The sequence below is a fragment of the Rhizobium sp. BK112 genome (assembly GCF_014193215.1).
Taxonomy (GTDB): Bacteria; Pseudomonadota; Alphaproteobacteria; order Rhizobiales; family Rhizobiaceae; genus Rhizobium; species Rhizobium anhuiense.
The window spans coordinates 277,703-302,769 of the sequence record NZ_JACHYZ010000009.1 but is presented as its reverse complement, the minus strand read 5'-3'; the positions used below and the strand labels follow the sequence as shown (position 1 = coordinate 302,769).

The 25,067-nt window shown below is 62.0% G+C and carries 28 protein-coding genes; 22 read left to right on the top strand and 6 right to left on the bottom strand.

What is annotated here, in order from left to right:
• The first annotated feature begins 38 nt into the window (after positions 1-38).
• The 3 genes from FHT75_RS24355 to FHT75_RS24345 all read left to right on the top strand — a co-directional run bounded on the left by FHT75_RS24355 (position 39) and on the right by FHT75_RS24345 (position 3,464).
• Entirely contained in the window at positions 39-1,358 is a 1,320-nt protein-coding gene (locus tag FHT75_RS24355) for a peptidoglycan DD-metalloendopeptidase family protein (RefSeq protein WP_063475234.1), read from the top strand.
• A 157-nt stretch (positions 1,359-1,515) separates the two neighbouring features.
• Positions 1,516-3,033 carry a DEAD/DEAH box helicase gene (locus FHT75_RS24350; protein ID WP_047609983.1) on the top strand — a complete coding sequence of 506 codons (1,518 nt, stop codon included), beginning with the start codon at positions 1,516-1,518 and terminating at the stop codon, positions 3,031-3,033.
• 8 nt (positions 3,034-3,041) lie between these two features.
• Complete coding sequence (locus FHT75_RS24345) at positions 3,042-3,464, top strand: NUDIX domain-containing protein (protein WP_047609985.1); 423 nt, start codon at positions 3,042-3,044, stop codon at positions 3,462-3,464.
• On the opposite strand, the gene FHT75_RS24340 is transcribed toward FHT75_RS24345, so the two are convergent.
• Positions 3,465-3,782 (bottom strand): TfoX/Sxy family protein, encoded by a 318-nt coding sequence (locus FHT75_RS24340; protein ID WP_047609986.1) that lies wholly within the window; start codon positions 3,780-3,782, stop codon positions 3,465-3,467.
• 37 nt (positions 3,783-3,819) lie between these two features.
• A complete protein-coding gene (locus FHT75_RS24335; RefSeq protein ID WP_028758357.1) occupies positions 3,820-4,314 on the bottom strand; it encodes a flavin reductase in 495 nt (164 codons plus the stop codon).
• 180 nt (positions 4,315-4,494) lie between these two features.
• Here FHT75_RS24335 and FHT75_RS24330 point away from each other — a divergent pair, with 180 nt between their 5' ends.
• The 5 genes from FHT75_RS24330 (at position 4,495) to purB (ending at position 8,938) form a co-directional block, all read left to right on the top strand.
• Positions 4,495-5,577: an ABC transporter substrate-binding protein gene (locus FHT75_RS24330; RefSeq protein ID WP_047609987.1), complete on the top strand. Its 1,083-nt coding sequence runs from the start codon at positions 4,495-4,497 to the stop codon at positions 5,575-5,577.
• 66 nt (positions 5,578-5,643) lie between these two features.
• Positions 5,644-6,321 carry a ribulose-phosphate 3-epimerase gene (rpe, locus tag FHT75_RS24325; protein ID WP_047609989.1) on the top strand — a complete coding sequence of 226 codons (678 nt, stop codon included), beginning with the start codon at positions 5,644-5,646 and terminating at the stop codon, positions 6,319-6,321.
• Positions 6,318-7,043, top strand: a complete 726-nt coding sequence (locus FHT75_RS24320; protein WP_063475233.1) for a DUF2259 domain-containing protein — start codon at positions 6,318-6,320, stop codon at positions 7,041-7,043. The genes rpe and FHT75_RS24320 overlap by 4 nt, the downstream gene beginning before the upstream one ends.
• A 32-nt stretch (positions 7,044-7,075) precedes the next feature.
• Entirely contained in the window at positions 7,076-7,561 is a 486-nt protein-coding gene (locus tag FHT75_RS24315) for a hypothetical protein (protein WP_088930350.1), read from the top strand.
• Positions 7,562-7,630: 69 nt separating this feature from the next.
• Complete coding sequence (purB, locus tag FHT75_RS24310) at positions 7,631-8,938, top strand: adenylosuccinate lyase (RefSeq protein ID WP_028758352.1); 1,308 nt, start codon at positions 7,631-7,633, stop codon at positions 8,936-8,938.
• Positions 8,939-9,028: 90 nt separating this feature from the next.
• Here purB and FHT75_RS24305 read toward each other — a convergent pair whose 3' ends face one another.
• A complete protein-coding gene (locus tag FHT75_RS24305) occupies positions 9,029-9,508 on the bottom strand; it encodes a low affinity iron permease family protein (RefSeq protein WP_063475255.1) in 480 nt (159 codons plus the stop codon).
• 129 nt (positions 9,509-9,637) lie between these two features.
• Positions 9,638-10,444 carry a DUF2189 domain-containing protein gene (locus FHT75_RS24300; RefSeq protein WP_047611582.1) on the bottom strand — a complete coding sequence of 269 codons (807 nt, stop codon included), beginning with the start codon at positions 10,442-10,444 and terminating at the stop codon, positions 9,638-9,640.
• 175 nt (positions 10,445-10,619) lie between these two features.
• On the opposite strand from FHT75_RS24300, the gene FHT75_RS24295 reads away from it, so the two are divergent.
• From FHT75_RS24295 to FHT75_RS24265, 7 genes are all read left to right on the top strand, one after another.
• Complete coding sequence (locus tag FHT75_RS24295) at positions 10,620-11,177, top strand: RBBP9/YdeN family alpha/beta hydrolase (RefSeq protein ID WP_028758349.1); 558 nt, start codon at positions 10,620-10,622, stop codon at positions 11,175-11,177.
• A gap of 92 nt (positions 11,178-11,269) precedes the next feature.
• Positions 11,270-13,567, top strand: a complete 2,298-nt coding sequence (locus FHT75_RS24290) for a putative bifunctional diguanylate cyclase/phosphodiesterase (RefSeq protein ID WP_063475232.1) — start codon at positions 11,270-11,272, stop codon at positions 13,565-13,567.
• A 250-nt stretch (positions 13,568-13,817) separates the two neighbouring features.
• Positions 13,818-14,582, top strand: a complete 765-nt coding sequence (purC, locus tag FHT75_RS24285) for a phosphoribosylaminoimidazolesuccinocarboxamide synthase (RefSeq protein WP_003568927.1) — start codon at positions 13,818-13,820, stop codon at positions 14,580-14,582.
• A gap of 15 nt (positions 14,583-14,597) precedes the next feature.
• Complete coding sequence (purS, locus tag FHT75_RS24280; RefSeq protein WP_012757626.1) at positions 14,598-14,840, top strand: phosphoribosylformylglycinamidine synthase subunit PurS; 243 nt, start codon at positions 14,598-14,600, stop codon at positions 14,838-14,840.
• A gap of 44 nt (positions 14,841-14,884) precedes the next feature.
• Complete coding sequence (locus FHT75_RS24275) at positions 14,885-15,439, top strand: RNA 2'-phosphotransferase (RefSeq protein WP_028758347.1); 555 nt, start codon at positions 14,885-14,887, stop codon at positions 15,437-15,439.
• The gene (gene purQ, locus FHT75_RS24270; protein ID WP_028758346.1) at positions 15,436-16,107 is read left to right on the top strand and encodes a phosphoribosylformylglycinamidine synthase subunit PurQ; all 672 of its coding nucleotides are present in this window, start codon (positions 15,436-15,438) and stop codon (positions 16,105-16,107) included. Before FHT75_RS24275 ends, purQ begins: the two co-directional genes overlap by 4 nt.
• A gap of 84 nt (positions 16,108-16,191) precedes the next feature.
• Positions 16,192-16,584 carry a hypothetical protein gene (locus tag FHT75_RS24265; RefSeq protein ID WP_183845009.1) on the top strand — a complete coding sequence of 131 codons (393 nt, stop codon included), beginning with the start codon at positions 16,192-16,194 and terminating at the stop codon, positions 16,582-16,584.
• Between the two features lie 398 nt (positions 16,585-16,982).
• On the opposite strand, the gene FHT75_RS24260 is transcribed toward FHT75_RS24265, so the two are convergent.
• Positions 16,983-17,240 carry a DUF1127 domain-containing protein gene (locus FHT75_RS24260; RefSeq protein ID WP_063475230.1) on the bottom strand — a complete coding sequence of 86 codons (258 nt, stop codon included), beginning with the start codon at positions 17,238-17,240 and terminating at the stop codon, positions 16,983-16,985.
• An 81-nt stretch (positions 17,241-17,321) separates the two neighbouring features.
• Between FHT75_RS24260 and FHT75_RS24255 the strand changes: the two genes are divergently transcribed.
• The 4 genes from FHT75_RS24255 (at position 17,322) to FHT75_RS24240 (ending at position 22,035) form a co-directional block, all read left to right on the top strand.
• Positions 17,322-18,740, top strand: a complete 1,419-nt coding sequence (locus tag FHT75_RS24255; protein ID WP_063475229.1) for a PLP-dependent aminotransferase family protein — start codon at positions 17,322-17,324, stop codon at positions 18,738-18,740.
• A 122-nt stretch (positions 18,741-18,862) separates the two neighbouring features.
• A complete protein-coding gene (locus FHT75_RS24250; RefSeq protein ID WP_063475228.1) occupies positions 18,863-19,429 on the top strand; it encodes an acyloxyacyl hydrolase in 567 nt (188 codons plus the stop codon).
• Between the two features lie 121 nt (positions 19,430-19,550).
• Positions 19,551-21,782, top strand: a complete 2,232-nt coding sequence (purL, locus tag FHT75_RS24245) for a phosphoribosylformylglycinamidine synthase subunit PurL (protein ID WP_028758061.1) — start codon at positions 19,551-19,553, stop codon at positions 21,780-21,782.
• Between the two features lie 19 nt (positions 21,783-21,801).
• Positions 21,802-22,035: a BolA/IbaG family iron-sulfur metabolism protein gene (locus FHT75_RS24240; protein WP_003579540.1), complete on the top strand. Its 234-nt coding sequence runs from the start codon at positions 21,802-21,804 to the stop codon at positions 22,033-22,035.
• A 35-nt stretch (positions 22,036-22,070) separates the two neighbouring features.
• Here the strand turns inward: FHT75_RS24240 and FHT75_RS24235 are convergent, their stop codons facing one another.
• Positions 22,071-23,261: a hypothetical protein gene (locus FHT75_RS24235; RefSeq protein ID WP_063475227.1), complete on the bottom strand. Its 1,191-nt coding sequence runs from the start codon at positions 23,259-23,261 to the stop codon at positions 22,071-22,073.
• Positions 23,262-23,425: 164 nt separating this feature from the next.
• Here FHT75_RS24235 and FHT75_RS24230 point away from each other — a divergent pair, with 164 nt between their 5' ends.
• The 3 genes from FHT75_RS24230 to grxD all read left to right on the top strand — a co-directional run bounded on the left by FHT75_RS24230 (position 23,426) and on the right by grxD (position 25,017).
• Positions 23,426-23,656: a hypothetical protein gene (locus FHT75_RS24230; protein ID WP_063475226.1), complete on the top strand. Its 231-nt coding sequence runs from the start codon at positions 23,426-23,428 to the stop codon at positions 23,654-23,656.
• 59 nt (positions 23,657-23,715) lie between these two features.
• On the top strand, positions 23,716-24,537 hold the full coding sequence (locus FHT75_RS24225) for a c-type cytochrome (protein WP_063475225.1): 822 nt from the start codon (positions 23,716-23,718) through the stop codon (positions 24,535-24,537).
• Positions 24,538-24,681: 144 nt separating this feature from the next.
• Positions 24,682-25,017 (top strand): Grx4 family monothiol glutaredoxin, encoded by a 336-nt coding sequence (grxD, locus tag FHT75_RS24220; protein WP_003586231.1) that lies wholly within the window; start codon positions 24,682-24,684, stop codon positions 25,015-25,017.
• Positions 25,018-25,067: the final 50 nt, after the last annotated feature.

Sequence of the window (25,067 nt, the reverse complement as noted above, 5' to 3'; positions counted from 1 at the left end):
TCCGAAAGAGGCGTAGAGCATCAATCGGGAGAGCCTGCGTGAACAGCGGACATCAGCACCGGGTATTCGGCAGGCGGGCGCAGGAACATATCCTCATCCTGGCAAGCGGCGACAAGGTCCGCCACATGACGGTCCGGCCGTGGATGGCAGCCCTTGCCTTCTGCTTCATCGGCGTGTTCTCGATCGGCTATCTCCTGGCCACGTCCTATCTCGTGCTGCGCGACGACCTCATCGGCGCTACCATGGCGCGCCAGGCCCGCATGCAGCACGATTATGAAGACCGCATCGCCGCCCTTCGCGCTCAGGTCGACCGCATCACCTCTCGCCAGCTTCTCGACCAGCAGGTGGTCGAGGACAAGGTCGACAAGCTGATGGAGCAGCAGATGGCGCTGACCTCGCGCCATGGCAAGCTCGACAATCTGCTCGATCGGGCCGAAAGTTCCGGCCTGACAGAGAAGGATGGCGCCCCGCCCGCGCCGTCTTCCCCCGTTCAGTCTTATGCCCCCGAGATCAAAGACAAGCGCGCTTCGCTTGACGGCGGCGGTATCCAGGCGATCGAGAAACAGCTGGCAAGCGGCGCCCCCGCCGATGCGACGCCCGACAATTCGACGCTTGCCTATGTGCCGACCGCGGAGACCGTCGGCGACCGCGCCGACCGGATCTTCTCCAAGGTGACGCTGTCGCTGAAGGATGTCGAACAGGACCAGCGCAGCCGGGTCGAACAGCTGACGAGCGATGCCGGCAGTGCCGCCAACGCTATCGAGACCGTGCTGACCCGCTTCAAGATCCCGATGCCCGAGACCGCGGCCAGGAAAGACGATGACGATGCCGTCGGCGGCCCCTATGTCGAGCCTGAAAGCAACGACGACTTCAACACTTCGCTGGTCGCCCTCGACGGCGCGCTGACCCGGCTCGAGGCCGTGCGCAGCACCGCCGAATCCCTGCCCTTCCGCAATCCCGCCGTCGGCAAGGAAGTGACCAGCCCCTTCGGCAATCGCCGCGACCCCTTCCTTGGCCGCCTCGCGCTTCATTCCGGCATCGACTTTCGCTTTTCGCCGGGCGAAAGGATCCGCCCGACGGCGCCTGGCAGGGTGATTTCGGCCGGCTGGACCGGCGGCTACGGCAACATGGTCGAGGTCGATCACGGCAACGGCATTTCGACGCGCTACGGGCATATGTCGGAGGTGCTGGTCAAGGTCGGCGACACGGTCGACCGCAACGACGTCATCGGCCTTGCCGGCAGCACCGGCCGCTCGACAGGCACGCACCTGCATTATGAAGTGCGCCAGGACGGTCACGCGGTCGATCCAGTATATTTCATGAATGCCGGCCTTAAACTCGCCACCTATATCAAGTAATACCCGGCCGGTAACCATCGCTTCACTCTGCACGGGGTGCGGCCTCTCTAATTCTTGACTTGCCGGCCATTCGGGGCTATGTCGCGCTGCATTGCGGCATGCAATCCCGCCGACTCGTTCAGAGCTCGGCCGAACCGGAACGGAAACAGTTTTCCCTTTGACGACATTTGCTGACCTTGGCTTGAGCCAAAAAGTGCTATCCGCTGTTGCCGACGCGGGCTACACGATCCCCACGCCCATTCAGGCGGGAGCTATTCCCTTTGCGCTCGAGCGCCGCGATATTTGCGGCATCGCGCAGACAGGCACCGGCAAGACGGCGTCCTTCGTTCTGCCGATGCTGTCGCTTCTGGAGAAGGGCCGCGCCCGCGCCCGCATGCCCCGCACGCTGATCCTCGAGCCGACGCGCGAACTCGCCGCCCAGGTCGCCGAGAATTTCGAGAAATACGGCAAAAACCACCGCCTCAACGTCGCCCTGCTGATCGGCGGCGTTTCTTTCGAGGACCAGGACCGCAAGCTCGAGCGCGGCGCCGACGTGCTGATCTGCACGCCCGGCCGCCTGCTCGACCATTTCGAGCGCGGCAAGCTCCTGATGAGCGGCGTCGAGATCCTCGTCATCGACGAGGCCGACCGCATGCTCGACATGGGTTTCATCCCGGATATCGAGCGCATCGCCAAGATGATCCCGTTCACCCGTCAGACGCTGTTCTTCTCGGCGACCATGCCGCCGGAAATCCAGAAGCTCGCCGACCGGTTCCTGCAGAATCCCGAGCGCATCGAGGTCGCAAAGCCGGCTTCCGCCGCAAAGACCGTGACGCAGCGCTTCGTCGCCTCGCACAGCAAGGACTACGAAAAGCGTGCGGTTCTGCGCGAACTCGTCCGTGCCCAGACCGAGCTGAAGAACGCCATCATCTTCTGCAACCGCAAGAAGGATGTCGCCGATCTCTTCCGGTCGCTCGAGCGCCACGGTTTCTCCGTCGGCGCCCTGCATGGCGATATGGACCAGCGCTCCCGCACGATGATGCTGCAGAGCTTCCGTGACGGCAATCTCCAGCTGCTGGTCGCCTCCGACGTTGCAGCCCGCGGCCTCGACATTCCCGATGTCAGCCACGTCTTCAATTTCGATGTCCCGATTCACTCCGAGGATTACGTCCACCGCATCGGCCGCACCGGCCGTGCCGGCCGCTCGGGTGCCGCCTTCACCCTGGTCACCAAGCGCGACACCAAATTCGTCGACGCCATCGAGAAGCTGATCGGCGAAAAGGTCGAATGGCAGAACGGTGACCTGAATTCCCTACCGCCGGCAGAAGAAGGCAAGGACAGCGAACGCCCGCGCCGCAACAGCCGCGAGCGTGGCGGTCGGGACGATCGAGGCGAGAAGGATCGCGGCCGCGGCCGCGGCAGTCGTGGCGCCGCGAGTCATAAATCTGACAACGACATACAGGATAATGACGTCCAAGTGATCCAGGCAGCACCAGTAAAGGCCGACATCGTGAAGAACGAGCGCAAAGCAGAGCAGAAGCCGCAGAACAACGCGCGCAACAATCGGCCTTATCCGGCAAATGATGACAGCCGCGACCGCCGCCGCCATCGCGACCACGACGACGGCCCGACCCCGATCGGTTTCGGCGACGATATCCCCGCTTTCATGCTGATCGCCGGCAGCGCCAAGGTCTGAGCATTGCCATGGCCAGACCCGGTATCGATTTTCCGGGTCTCGGCGTCGGGCTGGTGATTCTGCGCGACGCCAGGATCCTTCTCTACAAACGTATGCGCCCACCTGAAGCCGGCTATTGGAACATTGTCGGCGGCAAGGTCGATCACATGGAGCCGGCCGAGGAAGCCGCGCGCCGCGAGGCCGAAGAAGAAACCGGCCTGACGATCGGGCGCATCGAACGAATCGGCATGACCGAGCAGATCATCGATGCCGATCGCCAGCACTGGATTTCAGTTCTCTATCTCGCCCGTGACATCGAAGGCGAACCACAATTGACCGAACCGGACAAGCTTTCGGATTTCGGCTGGTTTCCGCTGACGGACTTGCCCGAGCCGCTGTCGGCCTTCACCAAGGCGGCGATAGCGGCTTTGCCGACTGCCGAACGCAGCTAGTCATTCGGCGCGAAGCGACGCCTCATAGGCTAGCCGCACCCATTTCGCCATCAGATCGGGATCGTCATAGGCCTCGTCGGGGATCGACCAGTAGGGCATCTTCACCGGCTTGCCCTTCTTGCCTTCATAGCTCCACTGCGTGGCGCCGGCAGCCGCAAATTCCGGGGCACTCTTCTCATCGGCCTTCAGCAGCATCTCGTCCCGCACTTCGAGCGCGATGATGCGCCCAAGATGATAGATGCCCTTGCCGCCGAACATGCGCTTGACCGTGACCGGGCCGAGCCCCTGAAACATTTCCTCGATCCCGGCATTGTCCATTCTCTATTCCCTCGAAATCTCGGCCACGGCGCTCTCATCACAGCGCGTGATAATCCCGGTCCATATAGATGAGCGCTGGGTGTTTTTCGCTGAAGCGGACGGCCGCAACTTCGCCGAAGATGACATTGTGCGTCGGCATTTCCTTGATGTCGGTCACCCGGCAATCGAAGGCGGCAAGCGCGTCGGCCAGGACGGGCGCGCCGGTGACGAGCATCTCAAAACGGGCGCTGGCGAAACGGTCGTCATCGGCAAGCGCCGTGCGTCCGGAAAAGGCATCGGCGACGCCCTGATGATGGGCGCCGAGCGTATTCAGGGCGAAGATGCCGCTCCTGAAAAAGATGTCGTTCTTCGGGTTGGTGTTGTTGAGGCAGATCAGCACCGAGGCCGGATTATCCGAGACCGAGCAGGCGGCGGTGATGGTGACGCCGCGGCGCAACTCGCCCATCGCCGTCGTCACGAGCTGCACATGGCCGGCATAACGGCTCATGGCATCGCGATAAAGGCCAGGGTCGATATGCTGCCTGTTCAACACCTGCTTCTCCCGTGCGCGCTTTTGCATTGATCGACTTGTTATCGCGCCAATATGGCGAGCATCGGTTACCTTTTCTACAATAGGACCGGTGAAAAGCGCTGCGTTGCGCTTGTTTTTCTTTGACGATCGCGGCCTTGCGGATAAAAGGGCATGGACGACGGCTAGGGATCTTCGCCTTTCATGATCAACCTGCGTGGCATAGCAGCCTTTCTGACGCTGCTGGGAGCGGCCGTGCCGAGCCATGCGGCAGGCGTGACGATCGGCGTCGTCGCCCCTCAGAACGGCACGCTCGCCCTCCTCGGCGCCCAGATTGCCGCCGGCGCCGGTTTCGAGATTCAACAATCAGGCAATACTCTGGTCGCCATCAACGAGACCTGCGAAGAGAATAGCGGCGCAGCAATTGCCGACGCGCTGATCAATGCCAAGGTGCAGGTCGCGATCGGCTTTCTCTGCAGCGAGACGCTGGAAGGCGCACTGCCGAAGCTGAAGGACGCCAACATTCCCGCGATCACCGTCTCCGTGCGCTCCCGCATCCTGATGGAGGATGCGCTGAAGAACGGCTGGCCGCTCTTCCGGGCAGCGCCCGCCGACGGCGCCGAGGCGGCAAAGATCATCGAAATCATCCTGAAGGACTGGGCCGCCGATCCGATCGCCCTGATCGAAGACGGCACCATCCATGGCCGAGAACTGACGGAAGCAGTGCGCAACGCGCTGGAGCAGAACGGCCTGAAGCCGGTCTTTACCGACACCTATCGGCCGGGACAGGAACAGCAGATTGCCCTCGTGCGCCGCCTGAAACGGGCCGGCGCCACCAGGGTCTTCATCGGCGGCGACCGCAACGACGTTGCCGTCATCGCCCGCGACGCCAAGGCGGAGAACATCCCGCTGTCCATCCTCGGCGGCGATGCCATGCGCGCCGCCGACCAGCCGCTGCCGCTGATTACAGGCGTGCGCGCCGTTGCCCTGCCCGAATATACCGTTCGGCCGGAAAGCGCAGCTGCAGCCGACGCTTTGCGCGCCAAAGGCATCGAGCCGGAAGGTTATGTCCTGCCGTCGCTGGCCGCGGCACTCATTGCCGGCCAGGCTGCGGAAGCCGCCGCTGCAGCGAGCAAACCCCTCCAGGAGATGCTTCTCGGCACGACATTCCAGACGCCGATCGGCACTATGGCCTTCACCGGCGCGCATGAGCTTTCGCAAAACCCCTACCGCCTGCTCGAATGGCGGGGCAACGGCTTTTTTCCACCCGCCGCGCCAACGCAATGAGCGGCGCGCGCCAGCCTTGAATCAGGGCGCCGCAGTCAAATGGCGACCCATATGGAGTAAGATTTGATGACGCTGCCCATTCGCATCGCCCCCTCGATCCTCGCGGCGGATTTCGCCAGGCTCGGCGAGGAGGTGCGCGACGTAACGGCCGCCGGCGCCGACTGGATCCATCTCGACGTGATGGACGGGCATTTCGTGCCGAACATCTCCTTCGGCCCTGATGTCATCAAGTCGCTGCGCTCCTACACATCAGCCACCTTCGACTGCCACCTGATGATCTCGCCGGTCGACGATTATCTCGAAGCCTTCGCCAAGGCCGGCTGCGATCGGATCACTGTCCATGCCGAAGCCGGACCGCATCTGCACCGCTCGCTGCAGACCATCCGCAATCTCGGCAAGAAGGTCGGCGTGACGATCAATCCGGCGACACCGCTCAGCGCCATCGAGAACGTGCTCGACGATGTCGACCTCATCCTGATCATGTCGGTCAATCCCGGCTTCGGCGGACAGAAGTTCATTCCGGCGATGGCGGCCAAGATCGCGGCGGCGAAGTCACTGATCGGTGATCGGCCGATCGAACTCGAGGTCGACGGCGGCGTGACTGTGGAAACGGCGCCGGCAATTGCCCGGGCGGGCGGCAACGTCCTCGTCGCCGGCTCGGCAATTTTCAAGGGCGATACGGTCGAGGCTTACCGTCGGACCATCGCCGATCTGCGTCAGGCAGCCGAAGGGGCACGAACATGAAGAAGCGTCTCATCATTGGCGGCGTGCTTGCCGCCGCACTTGCCGGCCTGCCCGGCATGTCACTTGCCGGAGACATTGCCAATATCCAGCCGATCGGCTTTTCCGCCGACGGCAAGGTCTTCGGATTTCAGGAATTCGGCATCAAGGAGGAGGGCCGCATCCCCTACTCCAACACCTATTTCGTCAATACCGGCAGCGGCCAGTATCTCGAGGGCACGCCGTTTCGCACCGAACTGACCGATAAGGACGCCAATCTTTCCAAGGCGCGGCGGCAGAACCTGACGGCGGCACGCGGCGAGATGGACAAATACGATCTCCTGACCAATCCCGGCCTGATCGCCGCCTTCAATCCGCCGACCGAACTCGGTTCTCCTTCGAAGACGATCCGTTACACGACGCTTGCGACCGACGGTCCGCCAAAATCACCCTATACGCTCTCGCTCGGCGAGATGCCGGTGCCGACGCCGAAGGAATGCGCTTCGATCGACAAGCGGGTGCTTGGCTTCAGCCTGCAGATGATCGAGAAGGAGGGCGCTCCGAACCGCCAGGCGGCACGCCAGGCCACCGCCGTTCCGGCCGAACGGGTATGTTCGGTCGAATACCGGATCGGCGGCGCGATGGTCTATCAGCCGGAAACCGAAAATCAGGTTCACATCGCCCTCATCCTCGCCTTCGATGCCGAGAGGAACGGACGCTGGATCGCCGTTCCGGTTCATCCCTGAGCATGGATCGCCCCAGGACGGATCGCCCGAGGATGGATCGTCTAAGAGCTGCGCGGCCGCCCTACCCTGATCTGATTGCCGGCGCGCTGCTTTGGGGCATGCAGATGCTCGCCGCAGCCATGCTCGGCCTTTACCTGCGCAACGGCCTGGAGACGAGCCGTCTAGCCGAGGTCGCCACACTCTATTTCCTCGGCGGCCTGCTCGCCTGGCCCTTCGCCCTGCCGGTTGCCCGCTTCCTTGCCTATGACAGGCCGCCGGAAGCACGTTTTGCCGCTTTTTTCGTGACGCTGACAGCAGCGACGATTGCGATGACCGCCTTCCTCTTCGCCATGGAATACCGGATCTTCTATTCGCGCTGGCACGCCCCCTTCGGCAGCATCATCTGGGCTTTCCAGTTCGTCTTCACCAGTATCAGCGCTGTCTACCAGTTCCTGGTGATCGGCCTGCGTCTTTTCCTGCCGCTTGGTCTCGTCTGCCTTGTCGTAAGCAGCTATCATCTTGCCAAACGCATGCGTTGAGATTGCCGCCCGTCTTTGCTACAGGGGCTCCAACTTTGAACAAATCTCTTGAAGTGAAGGCAGCAGCCCATGATCCCGCGTTATTCCCGGCCCGAAATGGTCGCCATCTGGTCTCCCGAAACCAAGTTCCGCATCTGGTTCGAGATCGAGGCGCATGCTTGCGACGCGCTGGCCGAACTGGGCGTCATCCCGAAATCCGCGGCTAAGACAATCTGGGAAAAAGGTGGCGCCGCCACCTTCGACGTTGCCCGCATCGACGAGATCGAGGCCGTCACCAAGCATGACGTCATCGCCTTCCTCACCCATCTTGCCGAAATCGTCGGCCCGGATGCGCGTTTCGTCCACCAGGGTATGACCTCGTCCGACGTGCTCGATACCTGCTTCAACGTCCAGCTGGTCCGCGCCACCGACATCCTCATCGCCGATCTCGATCGCCTGCTCGAAGCGCTAAAAACCCGCGCCTTCGAACACAAGGACACCGTCACCATCGGCCGTTCGCACGGCATTCATGCCGAGCCCACCACCTTCGGCGTCAAGCTGGCGCTCGCCTATGCCGAATTCGAGCGCTGCCGCCAGCGCCTCGTCGCCGCCCGCGAGGAAGTCGCGACCTGCGCCATCTCGGGCGCCGTCGGCACCTTCGCCAATATCGATCCGCGCGTCGAGGAACATGTCGCCGAAGCCCTTGGCCTGAAGGCCGAGCCGGTCTCGACGCAGGTCATCCCGCGTGACCGCCACGCCATGTATTTCGCCACCCTCGGCGTCGTCGCCTCGTCGATCGAGCGGCTGGCGACCGAGATCCGCCACCTGCAGCGCACCGAAGTGCTGGAAGCCGAGGAATATTTCTCGCCCGGCCAGAAGGGCTCTTCGGCGATGCCGCACAAGCGCAACCCGGTGCTGACCGAAAACCTGACCGGCCTTGCCCGCATGGTCCGCTCCTATGCCATGCCGGCGATGGAAAACGTCGCCCTCTGGCACGAGCGCGATATCTCCCACTCCTCGGTCGAGCGCATGATTGGCCCCGATGCGACCGTCACCCTCGATTTCGCCCTGTCGCGTCTCGCCGGCGTCATCGAAAAGCTGCTGGTCTATCCGGAAAATATGGAAAAGAACCTCAACAAGTTCCGGGGCCTCGTCCACTCCCAGCGTGTCCTGCTGGCGCTGACCCAGGCCGGCACCTCCCGCGAGGACGCCTACCGCCTGGTACAGCGCAACGCCATGAAGGTCTGGGAACAGGGTAAGGATTTTCTGGAAGAACTGCTTGCTGATGCCGAGGTCCGTGCCGCCCTTTCCGAAGAGGATATTCGGGAGAAGTTCGACCTTGGCTATCATACCAAGCATGTCGACACGATCTTCCGTCGCGTCTTCGGCAACGCCTGAGCGATCTGCAATCAACGATATGGCGGCGCCCTTGCAGGCGCCGCTTTATTTCTGCCTTTGTCTTTCTGCGATGGCAGATCGGATGATGGTTTAGCTTTTCTCAAGCGGCCGTTGTTTCTGCTTGTTTCCTTTGGCGGCAACAGGGCGCTTGCGTGCCGCGGCCTTTTTCAAAGGCGCCGCTTTCGCCGCCTCCTCTGTCCTGCAAGCCTCCGTCTCACCCCTGCCCTTGGCGGCCTTGGCGACCAACTCGTCGAGGCGCTTCAGCTCCTCCTCGTCGAGGTTCTCGATACCGATGAAACGGTTCTCGGCGTGGCTCGTCAGGATGATTTCGTTGAGTTTGGCCTGGATCGCCCGCGTGTCGCGCGTCTGGGCGTTCTGCAATACGAAGACCATCAGGAAGGTGATGATTGTCGTGCCGGTATTGATCACCAGCTGCCAGGTTTCCGAATAATCGAAGAACGGGCCTAGGCAGGCCCAGATGATAACGGCGATGAGCGCCAGGATGAAGATAACGGGCTTGCCCGCCCATTCTGATGTCTTGGTTGCGAAGCGGGCAAACAGATGCTTTATCGCCACCTCTGAAATCCTCCCTCGACGTCTCCAGAGCATGGTCTCGACGACATCATGCTCTGGCAAAAAACTCCGTGGCAGGTTTGAGGTTCCCCAGGGATTCGAGAATTCCCTGGGGGCGAGGCTTGGTTACGCGGCGGCTTCCCGCGCAATCAGCTTGCGATAGAGATGCCAGGTCGCATGGCCGAGGATCGGGATAACCAGCGCAAGCCCGGCAAAGACCGGGATCGTGCCGATCACGAGCAGTGCGGCGACGATCAGGCCCCAGAGCAGCACCGGCACCGGATTGAGAACCATCGCGCGGATCGACGCCGTGACGGCGGCCACCGCCCCGACATCGCGGTCGAGCAGCAACGGAAAAGTGATGACGGTCATCGCCAGCACGACGAGCGCGAAGACGAAGCCGATGAGATTGCCCCAGATGATCAGCTGCATGCCCTGGGGCGTGCCGAAGACCTGGCTGAAGAAATCCGCCATGCTGCGCGGGAACACTTCGCCGAGCAGATTGCTGTAGAGCGTCTGCGCCGTCACCAGCCAGACGACAAAGAAAGCGCAGAGCATCAGTCCGACCGCCACGATCGATGGCAGAGCCGGCGAATGGCGCACTTCGAGCGCGTGCGTCCAGGACGTGTCAAGGCCGGCCTCGCGCCGGCGGCTGATTTCGTAGAGGCCGATCGCCGCGATCGGGCCGATCAGCGCGAAACCCGCCATCAGAGGGAAGACCATCGGCAAAAGGTTGGCGCCCGAGGTCCACAGCGTCAGGAAGACGCCGGCGATCGGGTACATCAGGCATAGGAACACATAGTGGGACGGTTTCTCCATGAAATCATCGTACCCGCGCTTCAGCGCGTCGAAGACGTCGGCGATACTGATGCGATTGACGACGGGGCGCACAAAGTTTTCACTTGAACCCGTCATGACATGAAATGCCGCCATGGCTTTCTCCTCCTCAGCCGAGACCTGATCGGCGGCGGACAGCATCGGCGGGCAAGCCGACACGAAATCCGCAACCGGCACTCGAGCAATATAACAAGTTTCAGCCGCCCTGTCGCTCTCTCCCTTGGCATCCCCTCTTGACATCTCGGCCAAGCTTTCTCACATCGGCGGCACTATGAAAGCCTCAGACGCAGATATCCTCATCATCCCCGGCTACACCAACTCGGGCCCGAGCCACTGGCAGAGCCGCTGGGAGGCAAAGCTCAGCACGGCGCGCCGTGTCGAACAGGTCGAATGGACGAAGCCGGTCCGCGAGGACTGGATCGCCCGCATCGCCGAGGAGGTGAACGCCTCGACCCGCCCGGTCATTCTCGTCGCCCATTCGCTGGGCGTGCCCTCGGTGATCCACGCCATCCCGCATTTCCGCAACCGGGTGGCGGGCGCGTTCCTCGTTGCTCCGCCCGATGTCGCCAATCCCGACATCCGCCCGAAGCATCTGATGACCTTCGGCCCCTATCCGCGCGATCCGCTGCCCTTCCCGTCGATCACGGTCGCCAGCCGCAACGACCCGTTCGGCAGTTACGACCATGCCGACGATATCGCCAGCAGCTGGGGCTCCTTCCTCGTCGATGCCGGCGAGTCCGGTCACATCAATGCCGATTCCGGTCACGGTCCCTGGCCCGAAGGCACCATGGTCTTTGCCCAGTTCCTCAGCCGGCTCTCCGCTGAGTGAGGAAAACCCGCCTTCTCGCTTGTTGAGCAAGTGCTTTCTAAGTCTTTCTTAATGGAATGACAGCAGACTGCACCGAGGTGAAATAAGCGAGAATGCCCGTGAAGAAAGCCCTTCCAGAGGCTGATGATCCGCATGGCGAAGCCGCAGCGGCTGAGGCAGGCATAGGCAATGGGGCGGCCGACGATTCCGACCTGGCGGAGCGGGAAAGCCGCTGGAACCACGCACTCGTCGGCTCGGGCCTTGGCGTATGGGATCATAACTACCGTCTCGATCGGAAATATTACTCGCAGACGTGGAAAACCATGCGCGGCATGGCGCCCGACGAGGAAGCCGCCGGCGATTACGACGCCTGGCTGCAGCTCGTTCATCCCGACGATCGCGATTTCGTCATCCATGCCATCGACCGGCAGAACGCCGGCGATCCCAACTACCAGATCTTCGAATATCGCGAGCGCCACAGGGACGGCCACTGGATCTGGATCGAGTGCCGCGGTGCCTGCGTGGAATGGGACGAGAGCGGCGTGCCGACGCGCATCGTCGGCACGGATACCGATATCACCGCCCGCAAGCAGGCCGAGGAGACGCTGGCGCGTTTGTCGCGCCGGCTCGATCTGGCGCTGGAGGTTTCCCGCATCGGCGTCTTCGAAGCCGATATCGAACATGATACCGTCGAATGGGACGAGCGCCTCATTGCCATTTACGGTCTGCAGGGCGCCCCGCGTCAGATCGGCGGCGACGCCTGGGCGAAAAGCCTGCATCCCGACGACCGGGAACGCGTGCTTGGCTTGTCCGACCGCAGCGTCGAAAGCGGAAGTGATTTCCAGCAGGAATACCGCATCATCCGCGGCGACGGCGCCGAACGCGTCATCCGCGCCCGCTCGGCCTTCTTCATCGACGGCAATGGCAACCGCAAACTGATCGGCGCCAACTGGGATGTTACCGAAGAGGCCGCGCTCCGCAACGAGCTGCAGCGCGCCAAGGATCTGGCGGAAGCGCGCAACCGCGAGCTCGAAGCCGCCAAGGAGAGCATCGAGCATCTGGCGCTGCACGATTACCTTACAGGCCTGCCGAACCGCCGCTACCTCGACAAGATGCTGGGCGAGCGCTCGGCCGAATGCCGGGCCAAGGACCTTGCACTGGCGATCCTGCATATCGATCTCGACCGCTTCAAGCAGATCAACGACACGCTCGGCCACCGGGCCGGCGACGCCATGCTGCAGCATGCCGCAAACGTGCTGAGGAATTCCGTCCGAACCGCCGATTTCGTCGCCCGCATCGGCGGCGACGAGTTTGTCATCCTCTGCGCCGTCGATCCAGCATCGAAGAAGATCGCCGGCCTTGCCGAACGTGTCATCCGCGAATTGCGCAAACCCGTCAGATATGAAGGGCACGACTGCCGTTTCGGCGCCAGCATCGGCATCACCGTCGACAGCGGGCCGACGCTCGACGCCAAGCAGATGCTGCTCGACGCCGATATCGCGCTCTATCGGGCCAAGGGCCTGGGCCGCAACCGTTTCGAATTCTTCTCGGCGTCTGACCGCCGCGACACCATCTCCGCCAAGCACCTCGCCGACGAGATACTGATCGGCCTCGAACGCAATGAATTCGTGCCCTTCTATCAGCTGCAGTTCGATGCCCGCACGCTCGATGTCACCGGCGTCGAAACACTAGCGCGCTGGCAGCACCCGGTGCACGGGCTGCTGACGCCCGACCGCTTCCTCGATATCGCCGAGGATCTCGACGTCGTCTCGACCATCGACGCGCTGATCCTGGAACGCGCGCTGGCCGACCGCAGCGCCTGGATCAAGGACGGCTTGTCGATTCCGAAGATATCGGTCAACGTCTCCGCAAGGCGGCTCGCCGATCCCGATCTCGGCAAAAAGCTCCGCGCTCTGAAGATCGAGCCCGGCACCATCTCCTTCGAACTGCTGGAATCGATCTCGCTCGACGATTGCGACGAGGGGGTAGCCGCCAACCTGAAAAAGCTGCGCAAGCTCGGCATCGACATCCAGATCGACGATTTCGGCACCGGCCATGCCTCGATCGTCAGCCTGTTGCGCCTAAGCCCCAAGACGCTGAAGATCGACCGCGAACTGATCCGCATGCTGCCGCAATCGGCCGAGCAGCGCAAACTCGTCGGCTCGATCATCGATATCGGCCGCTCGCTTGATATCCTGGTCATCGCCGAGGGCGTCGAGACGGCGGATCACATCCGCATCCTCGAGGAACTCGACTGCGACACGCTGCAGGGCTACGCGCTCGCCCGGCCGATGCCGGCCATGCAGATCCCCTCCTTCATCCGCGCCGGAAGCTGGCGCCACGGGCAAATCGCCGCTCGCGCCTTGCAGACTGAGCTTCGCCGCGCGCTGCGCAGCAGAGCCGCCAAATAAACACCTGCATAAGCGGCCCGCCATTTCGCCTTCATTCCACCGTAGAGGAAAAGGCGCTAGACTCGTCTTGCGAATTCATTCGATTCTCTTGGCGGTATTCCGTAAAATCGGAAACCGGGGCCAGGAAATTCGGAAACCATGGAAGGAGCGACAGGCGGATTGTGAAACCCTCTCTTTTCCTTTAAGGGGACGCCACGAGATCGATCCACTCGCGCTATCCCAAGAGCGCCAACAACAGAGAATGACCACGATGAACCGTCGCCGCCGTATCTACGAGGGCAAGGCAAAGATTCTGTATGAAGGCCCGGAACCGGGCACTTTGATCCAGTTCTTCAAAGACGATGCCACTGCCTTCAACAAGAAGAAACACGAAGTCATCGATGGCAAAGGCGTCCTCAACAACCGCATTTCCGAATATATCTTCAGCCATCTGAACAAGATCGGCATCCCCACCCATTTCATCCGCCGGCTCAACATGCGCGAGCAGCTGATCAAGGAAGTGGAGATGATCCCGCTGGAGATCGTCGTGCGCAACGTCGCCGCCGGTTCTCTCGCCAAGCGCCTCGGCATCGACGAAGGCGTCGTGCTGCCGCGCTCAATCATCGAATTCTATTACAAGTCCGACGCGCTCGACGATCCGATGGTCTCCGAAGAGCACATCACTGCCTTCGGCTGGGCCAATCCTGCCGAGCTCGACGACATCATGGCGCTTGCCATCCGGGTCAACGACTTCATGACCGGCCTGTTCCTCGGCGTCGGCATCCAGCTCGTCGACTTCAAGATCGAATGCGGCCGCCTCTTCGAAGGCGATCTGATGCGCATCATTCTCGCCGACGAGATCTCGCCGGACAGCTGCCGGCTCTGGGATATCGAGACCCACGAGAAGATGGACAAGGATCGTTTCCGCCGCGACCTCGGCGGATTGCTCGAAGCCTATTCCGAAGTTGCGCGCCGTCTCGGCATCATCAATGAAAACGAGCCTGTGCGCGGCACCGGCCCGGTTCTCGTCAAGTAAGGCAGGAAAGACAAAGTGATCAAGGCTCGTGTCACCGTCACGCTGAAAAACGGCGTTCTCGATCCGCAGGGCAAGGCTATCGAGGGTGCGCTTGGCGCCCTCGGCTTCTCGGGCGTCGGCCATGTAAGACAGGGCAAGGTCTTCGACCTGGAACTGGAAGGCGCCGACAAGGGCAAGGCCGAGGCCGACCTCAAGGCAATGTGCGAAAAGCTGCTCGCCAATACGGTGATCGAGAACTACGCAATCGCGATCGACTGACGATCACAGACCCGTCTTCCGGCGGACCTTGAGGATTTGGCGTCATGATGAAAGCAAAGCTGGAGACGGAAGTCTCGAAATATATGAGCTATGTTTTGCGTCATGCGCCTGATGCCGCGGGTTTGACGCTTGATGGCGAGGGTTGGGTGTCGTTCGATGCGCTCGAAAAAGCGTTGGCGTCGAAATTCGACGTTTCCCGCGCCGATATTATCGAGATTGTCGAAAACAATCCGAAGAAGCGCTTCGCCCTCGCCGATAATAGAATTCGCGCAAACCAGGGTCATAGCGTCGACGTCGATCTCGCATTGAACCCGGTTGAACCGCCTGCCGCTCTATTTCACGGCACGTCTCTGACGAACTGGCAGTCGATCGAGCGCGAAGGCTTGAAGAAGATGCAGCGACACCACGTTCATCTCTCAGCGGATGTCGACACGGCTAAAATCGTCGCAAGGCGTCGCAAGGGTGAATACATCATCCTGCGTGTCGACGCGGCCCGCATGTTTTCAGAGGGGCATTCTTTCTTTGTCTCCGACAATGGAGTATGGCTCGCCGAAAGCGTTCCAGTTCAATATCTTTCGCCAGACGCAGGGACCCCATGAAATCAGCTGTCGTTCAACTTCCGGGCCTCAACCGCGACCGCGACATGATCGCAGCCTTGGCCAAAATCTCCGGCCAGCAGCCGGTGACGATCTGGCAGACGGAAACCGAGATCCCCGATGTCGACCTGATCGTCATCCCCGGCGGCTTTTCTTATGGCGATTACCTGCGCTGCGGCGCGATCGCTGCCCGCATGCCGGTCATGCAGGCAATCATCGACAAGGCTGCGAAGGGCGTGAAGGTGCTCGGCGTCTGCAACGGCTTCCAGATCCTCGTCGAGGCCGGCCTGCTGCCCGGCGCGCTGATGCGCAATTCCTCGCTGAAATTCGTCTGCCGCGAAATCAAGCTCGAAGTCGTCAATGCCGAGACGGATTTCACCCGCGCTTATGCGCAGGGCCAAGTCATCCGCTGCCCGGTCGCCCATCATGACGGCAATTATTTCGCCGACGAAGCGACGCTGGCTGCGATCGAAGGCAATGGCCAGGTGGTATTCCGTTATGCCGAGGGCACCAATCCGAACGGCTCGATCAACGATATCGCCGCAGTGATGAACGAAAAGGGCAACGTGCTCGGCATGATGCCGCATCCAGAGAACCTGATCGAAGCCGCCCATGGCGGTTCGGACGGCCGCGGCCTCTTTGCTTCGGCGCTCGACGTCATCGCCGCCTGAGACCTGCACGTTGCCCCGCGCGTAGCGGTTTTGGGCAACTGCATGCACCCGAAAATCCTTCCGTCCGGATCTGGAGCAAGATTGATGCGCCCTCGCCTCGCAAACGCCGCCCTGTTGATCGCTCTCGCAGCCATTGTCGCAGCCTGCCAGACGCCGGCACCGACGACAGGCCCGAACCGTGGCGCGCTGCCGACGATGGAACGCGTGGCGCTCGGCGCCAATGCCTGCTGGTTCAAGTCGGGCGATCCGGCTTTTGCCGCCTATAAGCTCGCACCGGAACTCAATTCCTTTTCCGGCCGGCCGCGCATCCTGGTCGTCCACAAGGGCAGCCCGGAAAGCCGGCCGCTGCTCGTCGTGCAGGCTGAGGGAAGCCCCTCGCGTCTCCAGGCCTTCGGGCCGATGATGCAGGAGCCGGTCGCCGGCCGCATCGCCGCCGACGTCAATCGCTGGTCGGCAGGCAACAAGGCCTGTAGCTAGAGCCTTTCCGGGTTAGCTTGCAGCATTCTGTTGGCTCAAACGGAGTCGGATGGTCGACCGGCCGGCGCGCGTCGTAGCCGGGCTCTACGGCCAAGCCGGCCGGTCGATCAGCCGGCCCGTTTCAGCCAACCCTCCCGCAGATTTGCCAGGCAAATCTGCAAGACTTTAGAATCGCCGGACGCACTTATCGCTTCGCATAGCGAAGCGGTGCGGCCGGTGGGCCGGGCATCTTTCCGCCAGGACAGAGGCGATCGGCTCGGACGTACCAAGAGGTATGCCCGTCGCCAATCGCCTTTGCCCTGACGAAAACCTGCTCCGGCAGAATGCTGCAATCTAACCCGGAAAGGCTCTAATCGCCCCGATCAGTTCCGAAACTATGATCCGTTCGGAAAGCGTCTTCAGTCCCAGAAGACCGACTTGCTGACCTCGCGCGCCGCGTCAGAATGCGACACGCCGATATCCTTGAGCTCGCTCGCCGTCAGGTTTCTCAGCGCACGCCGGCCTTCCCGCTTCTGATGCCAGAGAAGAATGGCCGCCCAGATCCGGCCCAGGCGCGTCGTCGCGTCAGCCGGCACGTCGGGGAGAATGATCTGCCTCCTGTCTTCATAGGAGACAATTGATACAATCGGCATTTTGATCTCGGGTAAAGCAGACATTCCAGGAATCCTCACGGCTTGTCGTTGGAATTGACTCATACGCTTGACCGATACAATGTGCCAATATATACAATTGTCACCATGACAAATTGGCTACCCGATATTTCCCGCGGTTCCGGGCCGGTCTATCTCCGGCTTGCCGACAGCATTGAATCCGCAATATCAAGCGGCGCCCTGCCCGCCGGCAGCAAGCTGCCGCCGCAACGCAACCTCGCCTATGATATCGGCGTGACAATCGGCACGATCGGCCGCGCCTATGCGCTGGTGCATGAGCGCGGCCTGGTCGCCGGCGAAGTGGGGCGCGGCACTTATGTGCTGAACCGCTCCGAAACGCCGCCCGGCGAGCAGATCGATCCGCTGACAGTCTCGCTCGGCGGCACCCGGGTCCAGGATGCACCTGCCAACAAGATCCGCTTCGACACGACAGCCGCGCCAGATCTCGGCCAGGGCAAGGTCATAGCGGGCATCCTCGCCGAGATCGGCGAGCAGCATCTGGCCGAAATCTCCTCCTATTCCCGGAGTTTCCCGCGCAACTGGTTCGAGGCCGGCCGCCTCTGGCTTGCCCGCAGCGGCTGGACGCCGGAGGTCGAAAACATCGTGCCGACGCTCGGCGCCCATGCGGCGGCGATATCAGTGATCTCGGCCGTCTCGGCGCCGGGCGACAAAATCGTCTTCGAGGATCTCACCTACACGCAGGTCAGCCGAAGTGCTCGCCTGCTCGGCCGCCGCACGCTGACGGTCGATTCCGATGAACTCGGCGTGATTCCCGAGGATTTCGAGCGGCTCTGTCAGCAGCAGCATCCGAAGATCGCCTTCCTGATGCCGACCGTCCACAATCCGACGCTGGCGATCATGCCCTATGAGCGGCGGGTGGCAATCGCTGCGATCGCTCGGAAGCACGGCGTCTGGCTGATCGAGGACGATCTCTACGGCGGCATGGCCGATGACGACACGCCACTGCTCGCCTCGATTGCGCCCGATCGCACCTTTCTTGTCAACGGCCTGTCGAAATCGGTCGCCGCCGGTGTGCGCGGCGGCTGGGTCGCCTGCCCGCCGCATTTTGCCCAGCGCATCAAGGTGACGCACAGGATGATCACCGGCGGCCTGCCCTTCATCCTGGCGGAGACCTGCGCACGTCTCGTCGAAAGCGGCACGGCGCACGAAATCCGCAAGGCAAGTGTCGAGGAACTCTCCCGGCGTGTCCGGCTCGTCCGCGAGCAGTTGCAGGGCTTCGATTTCGAATCGCACCCGCATGCGCCGTTCCTCTGGCTGAAACTGCCCGAACCCTGGATGTCCGGCACCTTCAAGAACGCCGCCTATCGCGACGGCGTGCTCGTCGACGACGAGGATGAGTTCAAGGCAGCCCGCGGCGAGAAAACCTATCACCGCGTCCGCATCGGTTTTTCCTCGCCGAAGACAGGGCAGGAACTCATTTCGGGCCTGATGATCCTGCGCCGCCTGCTGGAAAATGGCGGCTCCGCCTATGACGGTGAAATATGACGTGTTGCAAATCGACGCCATAAATCGGAAAAAACGCCGAAGCTTCTTCGAGGTGCTTTAGCGACTCGACGTCCATGCTACGCCTTTGTTGTTCCCGTCTGACGCGAATCAAAGGACAGCAAATGAGGCTCGATTACGGAAGGATCGCGTTGCGTTTTTTGGGCATGGCATCCGTGGCAGCGACAGCCGCGGGCTCGGCAACGGCCGGCGAGCAGATATTCGATGAATTGCGCTTCGGCGTCTCGACCTCGGTACAATCGGGCCACTCCAGGGAAGACGGCGTCTTTCCGGAGATTACCGCTCTCTTCGATCCCTTCGGTTACGACGCGGCGGTCGGCTGGCAGCAACAGCTCCTGCATCCCCGTATCCATCTCGGCACGTCGATCGGCACGTCAGGCGAGGCCACCCAATTCTTCACCGGCTTCACCTGGACGGTCGATTTCAACGAAAAGCTCTTTACCGAAGCCGGATTCGGCGGCGTCATCCATACCGGCGATCTCGAGGGCGACAGTGACGGTCCGGAACTCGGCTGTCGCGTCCTCTTCCACGAATATCTGGGCGCCGGCTACCGTTTCACCCGCAATTGGAACGTGATGGCCCAGATTGCCCACTCCTCGCATGCCAATCTCTGCGACGGCCCGAACGACGGCATGACCCGCGCCGGCCTGCAGATCGGCTATAAGTTCTGAGTGGTTGCCGCCTTTGTGAAGAAAGCCTGCCCGCCCTCTGTTGACGGCGGGCTTTTTTCTGTCGCGCGCCGCCGCTACATAAGCTAAAGACAGCGCAAAACGCGCCAGGGACTTTCCGCTCATGACCATTCCAAACACCATCCCGATCACGCCGGAACTCATTGCAGGCCATGGCCTGAAGCCGGACGAGTACCAGCGTATTCTGGATCTGATCGGCCGCGAACCGACCTTCACCGAGCTCGGCATCTTCTCGGCCATGTGGAACGAGCACTGCTCCTACAAATCCTCGAAGAAATGGCTGCGCACGCTGCCGACCAAGGGGCCGCGCGTCATCCAGGGTCCGGGCGAAAACGCCGGCGTCGTCGACATCGATGACGGCGATTGCGTCGTCTTCAAGATGGAGAGCCACAACCACCCCTCCTATATCGAGCCTTATCAAGGTGCGGCGACCGGCGTCGGCGGCATCCTGCGCGACGTCTTCACCATGGGGGCACGCCCGATCGCCGCCATGAACGCGCTGCGCTTCGGCGAGCCGGATCATCCCAAGACCCGTCATCTCGTCTCCGGCGTCGTCTCCGGCGTCGGCGGCTACGGCAATTCTTTCGGCGTGCCGACGGTTGGCGGTGAAGTTGAGTTCGACGCCCGCTACAACGGCAACATCCTCGTCAACGCCTTTGCCGCCGGCATTGCGAAATCCAACGCCATCTTCCTGTCCGAAGCCAAGGGCGTCGGCTTGCCTGTCGTCTATCTCGGCGCCAAGACCGGCCGCGACGGCGTCGGCGGCGCGACGATGGCCTCGGCCGAATTCGACGAATCGATCGAGGAGAAGCGCCCGACCGTTCAGGTCGGCGACCCCTTCACCGAAAAGTGCCTGCTGGAAGCCTGCCTGGAATTGATGAAGACCGGCGCCGTCATCGCCATCCAGGACATGGGTGCGGCCGGCCTCACCTGCTCGGCCGTCGAAATGGGCGCCAAGGGCGATCTCGGCATCCTGCTCGAGCTCGACAAGGTGCCGGTTCGCGAAGAAAGGATGACGGCCTACGAAATGATGCTGTCAGAAAGCCAGGAGCGCATGCTCATGGTGCTGCAGCCGGAGAAGGAAGAGGAAGCCAAGGCGATCTTCGTCAAGTGGGGCCTCGATTTCGCCATCGTCGGCAAGACAACCGACGACCTGCGCTTCCGCGTCATGCATCAGGGTGAGGAAGTCGCCAACCTGCCGATCAAGGATCTCGGCGACCAGGCGCCGGAATATGATCGCCCCTGGCGCGAATCCGGCAAGCAGGCTCCCCTGCCCGCCAATCTCGTCGCGGCACCTCAGGATTACGGCCAGGCGCTGCTGCAGCTCGTCGGTTCCGCCAACCAGTCGAGCCGCCGCTGGGTGTATGAACAATATGACACGCTCATCCAGGGCAATTCGCTGCAGCTTCCGGGCGGCGATGCCGGCGTCGTGCGCGTCGACGGCCATCCGAGCAAGGCGCTCGCCTTCTCCTCCGACGTCACCCCGCGTTATGTCGAAGCCGATCCCTTCGAGGGCGGCAAGCAGGCGGTCGCCGAATGCTGGCGCAACATCACCGCGACAGGCGCCGAGCCGCTCGCCGCCACCGACAATCTCAATTTCGGCAACCCCGAAAAGCCCGAAATCATGGGCCAGTTCGTCGAGGCAGTGAAGGGCATCGGCGAAGCCTGCCGCGCACTCGATTTCCCAATCGTCTCCGGCAACGTCTCGCTCTACAACGAGACCAACGGCGTCGCCATCCTGCCCACCCCGACGATCGCAGGCGTCGGCCTGTTGCCGGATTGGAGCCAGATGGCCCGCATCGGCACCGCCAACGACGGCGACAAGGTGATCATGATCGGCGTCGACGGCAGCCATCTCGGCCAGTCCGTCTATGTCAGAGACGTGCTTGCCAGCCGCGAAGGTCCGGCGCCGGAGGTGGATCTGTTCGCCGAGCGCCGCAATGGCGATTTCGTCCGCTCCGTCATCCGCAACGGCCAGGCGACCGCCTGCCACGACATTTCTTCCGGCGGTCTTGCCGTGGCGCTCGCCGAAATGGCGATGGCCTCAGGCAAGGGTCTCGTCATCGATCTCGGTGAAGCCAAGGGCGCGCCGCATGCGCTGCTCTTCGGCGAGGATCAGGCGCGCTACGTGCTGACGGTGCCTGCGGACGTCGCAAATTTCGTTTGCGCCAATGCCGAAGGCGCCGGCGTCCCCTTCCGCCGTCTCGGCACGGTCGGAGGAACGGCGCTCATCGTCGGCGATCTCATCTCGCTGCCGATTCAGCAATTGCGCGATGCCCATGAATCGTGGTTCCCTGATTTCATGGAAGGCCGCGGCGAACTGGCTGCGGAATGATGCGCAAGGAGTAACGATCATGGCCATGAAACCCGGCGATATCGAAGACATGATCAAGGCTGGGATTCCCGGTGCCAAGGTGACGATCCGCGATCTGGCGGGCGACGGCGATCATTACGCCGCCGAAGTCGTCGCCGAAGCCTTTCGCGGCAAGAGCCGCGTGCAGCAGCACCAGATGGTCTACGAGGCGCTGAAGGGCAATATGGGCGGCATACTGCACGCGTTGGCGCTGCAGACCTCCGCACCGGAATAGAGCCCGACGCGATCCGGATAAACGGTGCCCGGCCCTCAGCCGGGCATTCTCTTTTCGTCGGGATCGGCAAAGACCGAGGCCGGCATTGGCCCCGATGTCAAAAGCGTGAAATCGAAGGATGCCTGCAGATCGGGCCCCAGCACATATTGCCGGTGGACGCGCAGCTGGTCCTTGCGGATTTTGCGATAGTGCTCGGGCGTCAGCATCTGCTTGACGCGGATCAGGATCATCTTCGCCGGAGGTGCATCCGCATGGCCGGAAATGGCGACGACCGGCACCTTGTAGAAATTGATCGAATCCGTCAGGCACTGCACGTCGAGCCAGGAAATCTCGGGACAGCGCGCGATCAACCCGACGCGGGCGCGCAGCTGCGTCGCCGACGATAGCAGCGCGCATTGCAGGATGGCGCTGCCGAGCGTGGCAAACACCACCCGCTTGCCCCTGAATATCTCCGGCTCCCGTTCCAGCAATATGCCGATGACATGGGCGGCAACACTCGATCCCATGCTGTGCGAGGAGATCACATATTCGTCCGCCTCTTCGTCAAGCGCGTTACGCACGGCAGCGGCCCGGTCTTCCAGCCAGTCGTTGAAATCTGTCCGGTCCATGCGGCCGAGCGCCACGGCCATTACCCAATCGGCGAAGAGATGCAGCGTATGGAAACGTTCGGAAAACGGCAGGAAGGCGAAGATGAAGAAACAAAGCGCCAGCGGTCCGCTCCAGAGCATGTGCCACGGCGAAAAGCCGAGACCATAGGGCATGATGGCGATCTGTGCCGTCAGCGCGATCGCCAGCGCGGTCAGCAGGAACGGGAAGAGGAAGAACAGACCGAAGCGCCAGGCGTGGCGAAAATATCCCCGCATCCCGCCTTCGAGCATGATCTCGGCGCAGCTTCGGAAACCTGCCATAATCTGGCTCAGCGTGTTGCCCCCGCGCAGCCTGGTTACCAGCGTATCGTGATCGACCATGTGGATCCGGCTCTTCGTCTGCCAGCTGGGGAAACCGGTCCCTTCCCCGGCCGCCGCTTTGTCGGCATCCCGTCCGCCCGTCGTGACCACGAAACTGAGGGGATCACTTCTTGCCTCCGGCGCACCCGTTTCAAGCGAATAGCCCCAAACGGCGGCACTCTGCCTGGCCGAACGCTCGTAGCGTGCCCTATGGGCAACGCCGTCGAGCGGCTCGAAGCCCGTGAAATGCAGGACGACCCGCTTCTCGATCAGTTTCATTCCACTCTTCCGGCCGGCGAATGGCCGGCATGTTGCTGCGATCCGGCTGCTGCGCCGCTGATAGGGACAAAAAAGCAGCTATGGTCTCGAAGCCGTCTTGCTAACCGAACTCTTCCGGAATTCAATAGCGTCCATGTCGTTTCCATCACGAACGGAGGGGTTTTGTGGCCGACCTAGTCAAAGAATTGATATCAGGCGTCGTCGACAGCGTGCTGAAGGAGATCCTGAAAAAGACCACCGGCCGCGTCGCGACGAAGCGCAGGAGGCGTAAGACACGACCCGCCGAGACGACGAAGGTTGCGCGCAAGACGACCTCGGCCAAGGCTAAGCCCGCCCGCAAACAGGTCAGCAAGCGCCGCACCGCCGCTGGCCGCAGCCGCCAGCGACGCAGCTAAGGCACGATCAAATGTGAGCGGCTTCGGACGAATAGCGGCGCTCTTGAGGGCATAAACCGATGATGCGCATGTTGAAAATCATTCTTGCGGCCGTCGTCGCGATCTGTCTCATCGCCGTTGCCGGCGTCTACGCCCTGTCGGAGATGCGCCTTTCCAGGACCTACGACGTCGCGGTTGCCGATTTCACCGTCAAGACGACGCTGCCTGCCGAGGAAGCCGAACGCCGCGCGCGCACGCTGATGTGTGGCGGCTGTCATCACGATGCCGGCAACGTGCTCATCGACGAACCGGGCGTCGGCCGCATCGTCGCGCCGAACCTGACCCGCTTCGTGCCCATGTACAGCGATGCTGAACTCGTGCGCCTCATCCGCCATGGCGTCAAGAAGGACGGTACCGGCGCCTTCATCATGCCGGCAAGCAACTTCGCCAATATCACCGATGACGATATGGCGGCGATCATTGCGTGGATGCGCAGTTTGAAGCAGCTTCCCGATGCGGTGGCCGGAACGACTCAATGGGGACCGCTCGGGCGAATCGGCCTGGCGCTCGACAAGATCCCCTTCGAGGCCGATCTGGTGCCTGCCGTGGGCACCCCTGCCGCGACGCGTCCGGCCGATATCGGCGAATACGCCTTCAGGACCGATTGCAGCCACTGTCATAATCTCGATACGGCAAAGCAGTCGGAAGCCTTCCTGGCGCCGGCGCTTAAGCCCCTGGCGCAATCCTATTCGGCTGCCGATTTCAGGACGCTGCTGCGCACCGGCAAGGGTGTCGGCAACCGCGATCTCGGCGTGATGACACAGGTTTCCCAATGGGATTTCAGCCATTTCACCGATGTCGAAATCGAACAGATTCAGACCTATCTCGCCAATCGACCGTAACGCGACGGCAACAACCCGGCAACGGCCTGCGCGAATTGGTCTTTTTTTGGTTCGGGCGGCTGGAATTCCTGCCGTCGCATGCTATCTAAAGGCAACGATTGAAACGGCGGGCCTTTAACCCGCCTGTTGAAAGGATCAGGTCCTATGAGCGGCATTCACGAATTCATCGACAACGAAATCAAGAGCAACGACGTCGTCCTCTTCATGAAGGGCACGCCGCAGTTTCCGCAGTGCGGTTTCTCCGGGCAGGTCGTGCAGATTCTCGATTACATCGGCGTCGACTACAAGGGCGTCAACGTGCTTGCCGATTCGGAAATCCGCCAGGGCATCAAGGAATACTCCAACTGGCCGACAATCCCGCAGCTTTACATAAAGGGCGAATTCGTCGGCGGCTGTGACATCGTCCGGGAAATGTTCCAGGCTGGTGAGCTGCAGCAGCACCTCCAGGAAAACGGCATCACCGTGCGCGGCGCCGCCTGACCGGTCACCGGACGTCCGCCCGGTTTCCAAATCTGTTTCTTGAGTTCGAG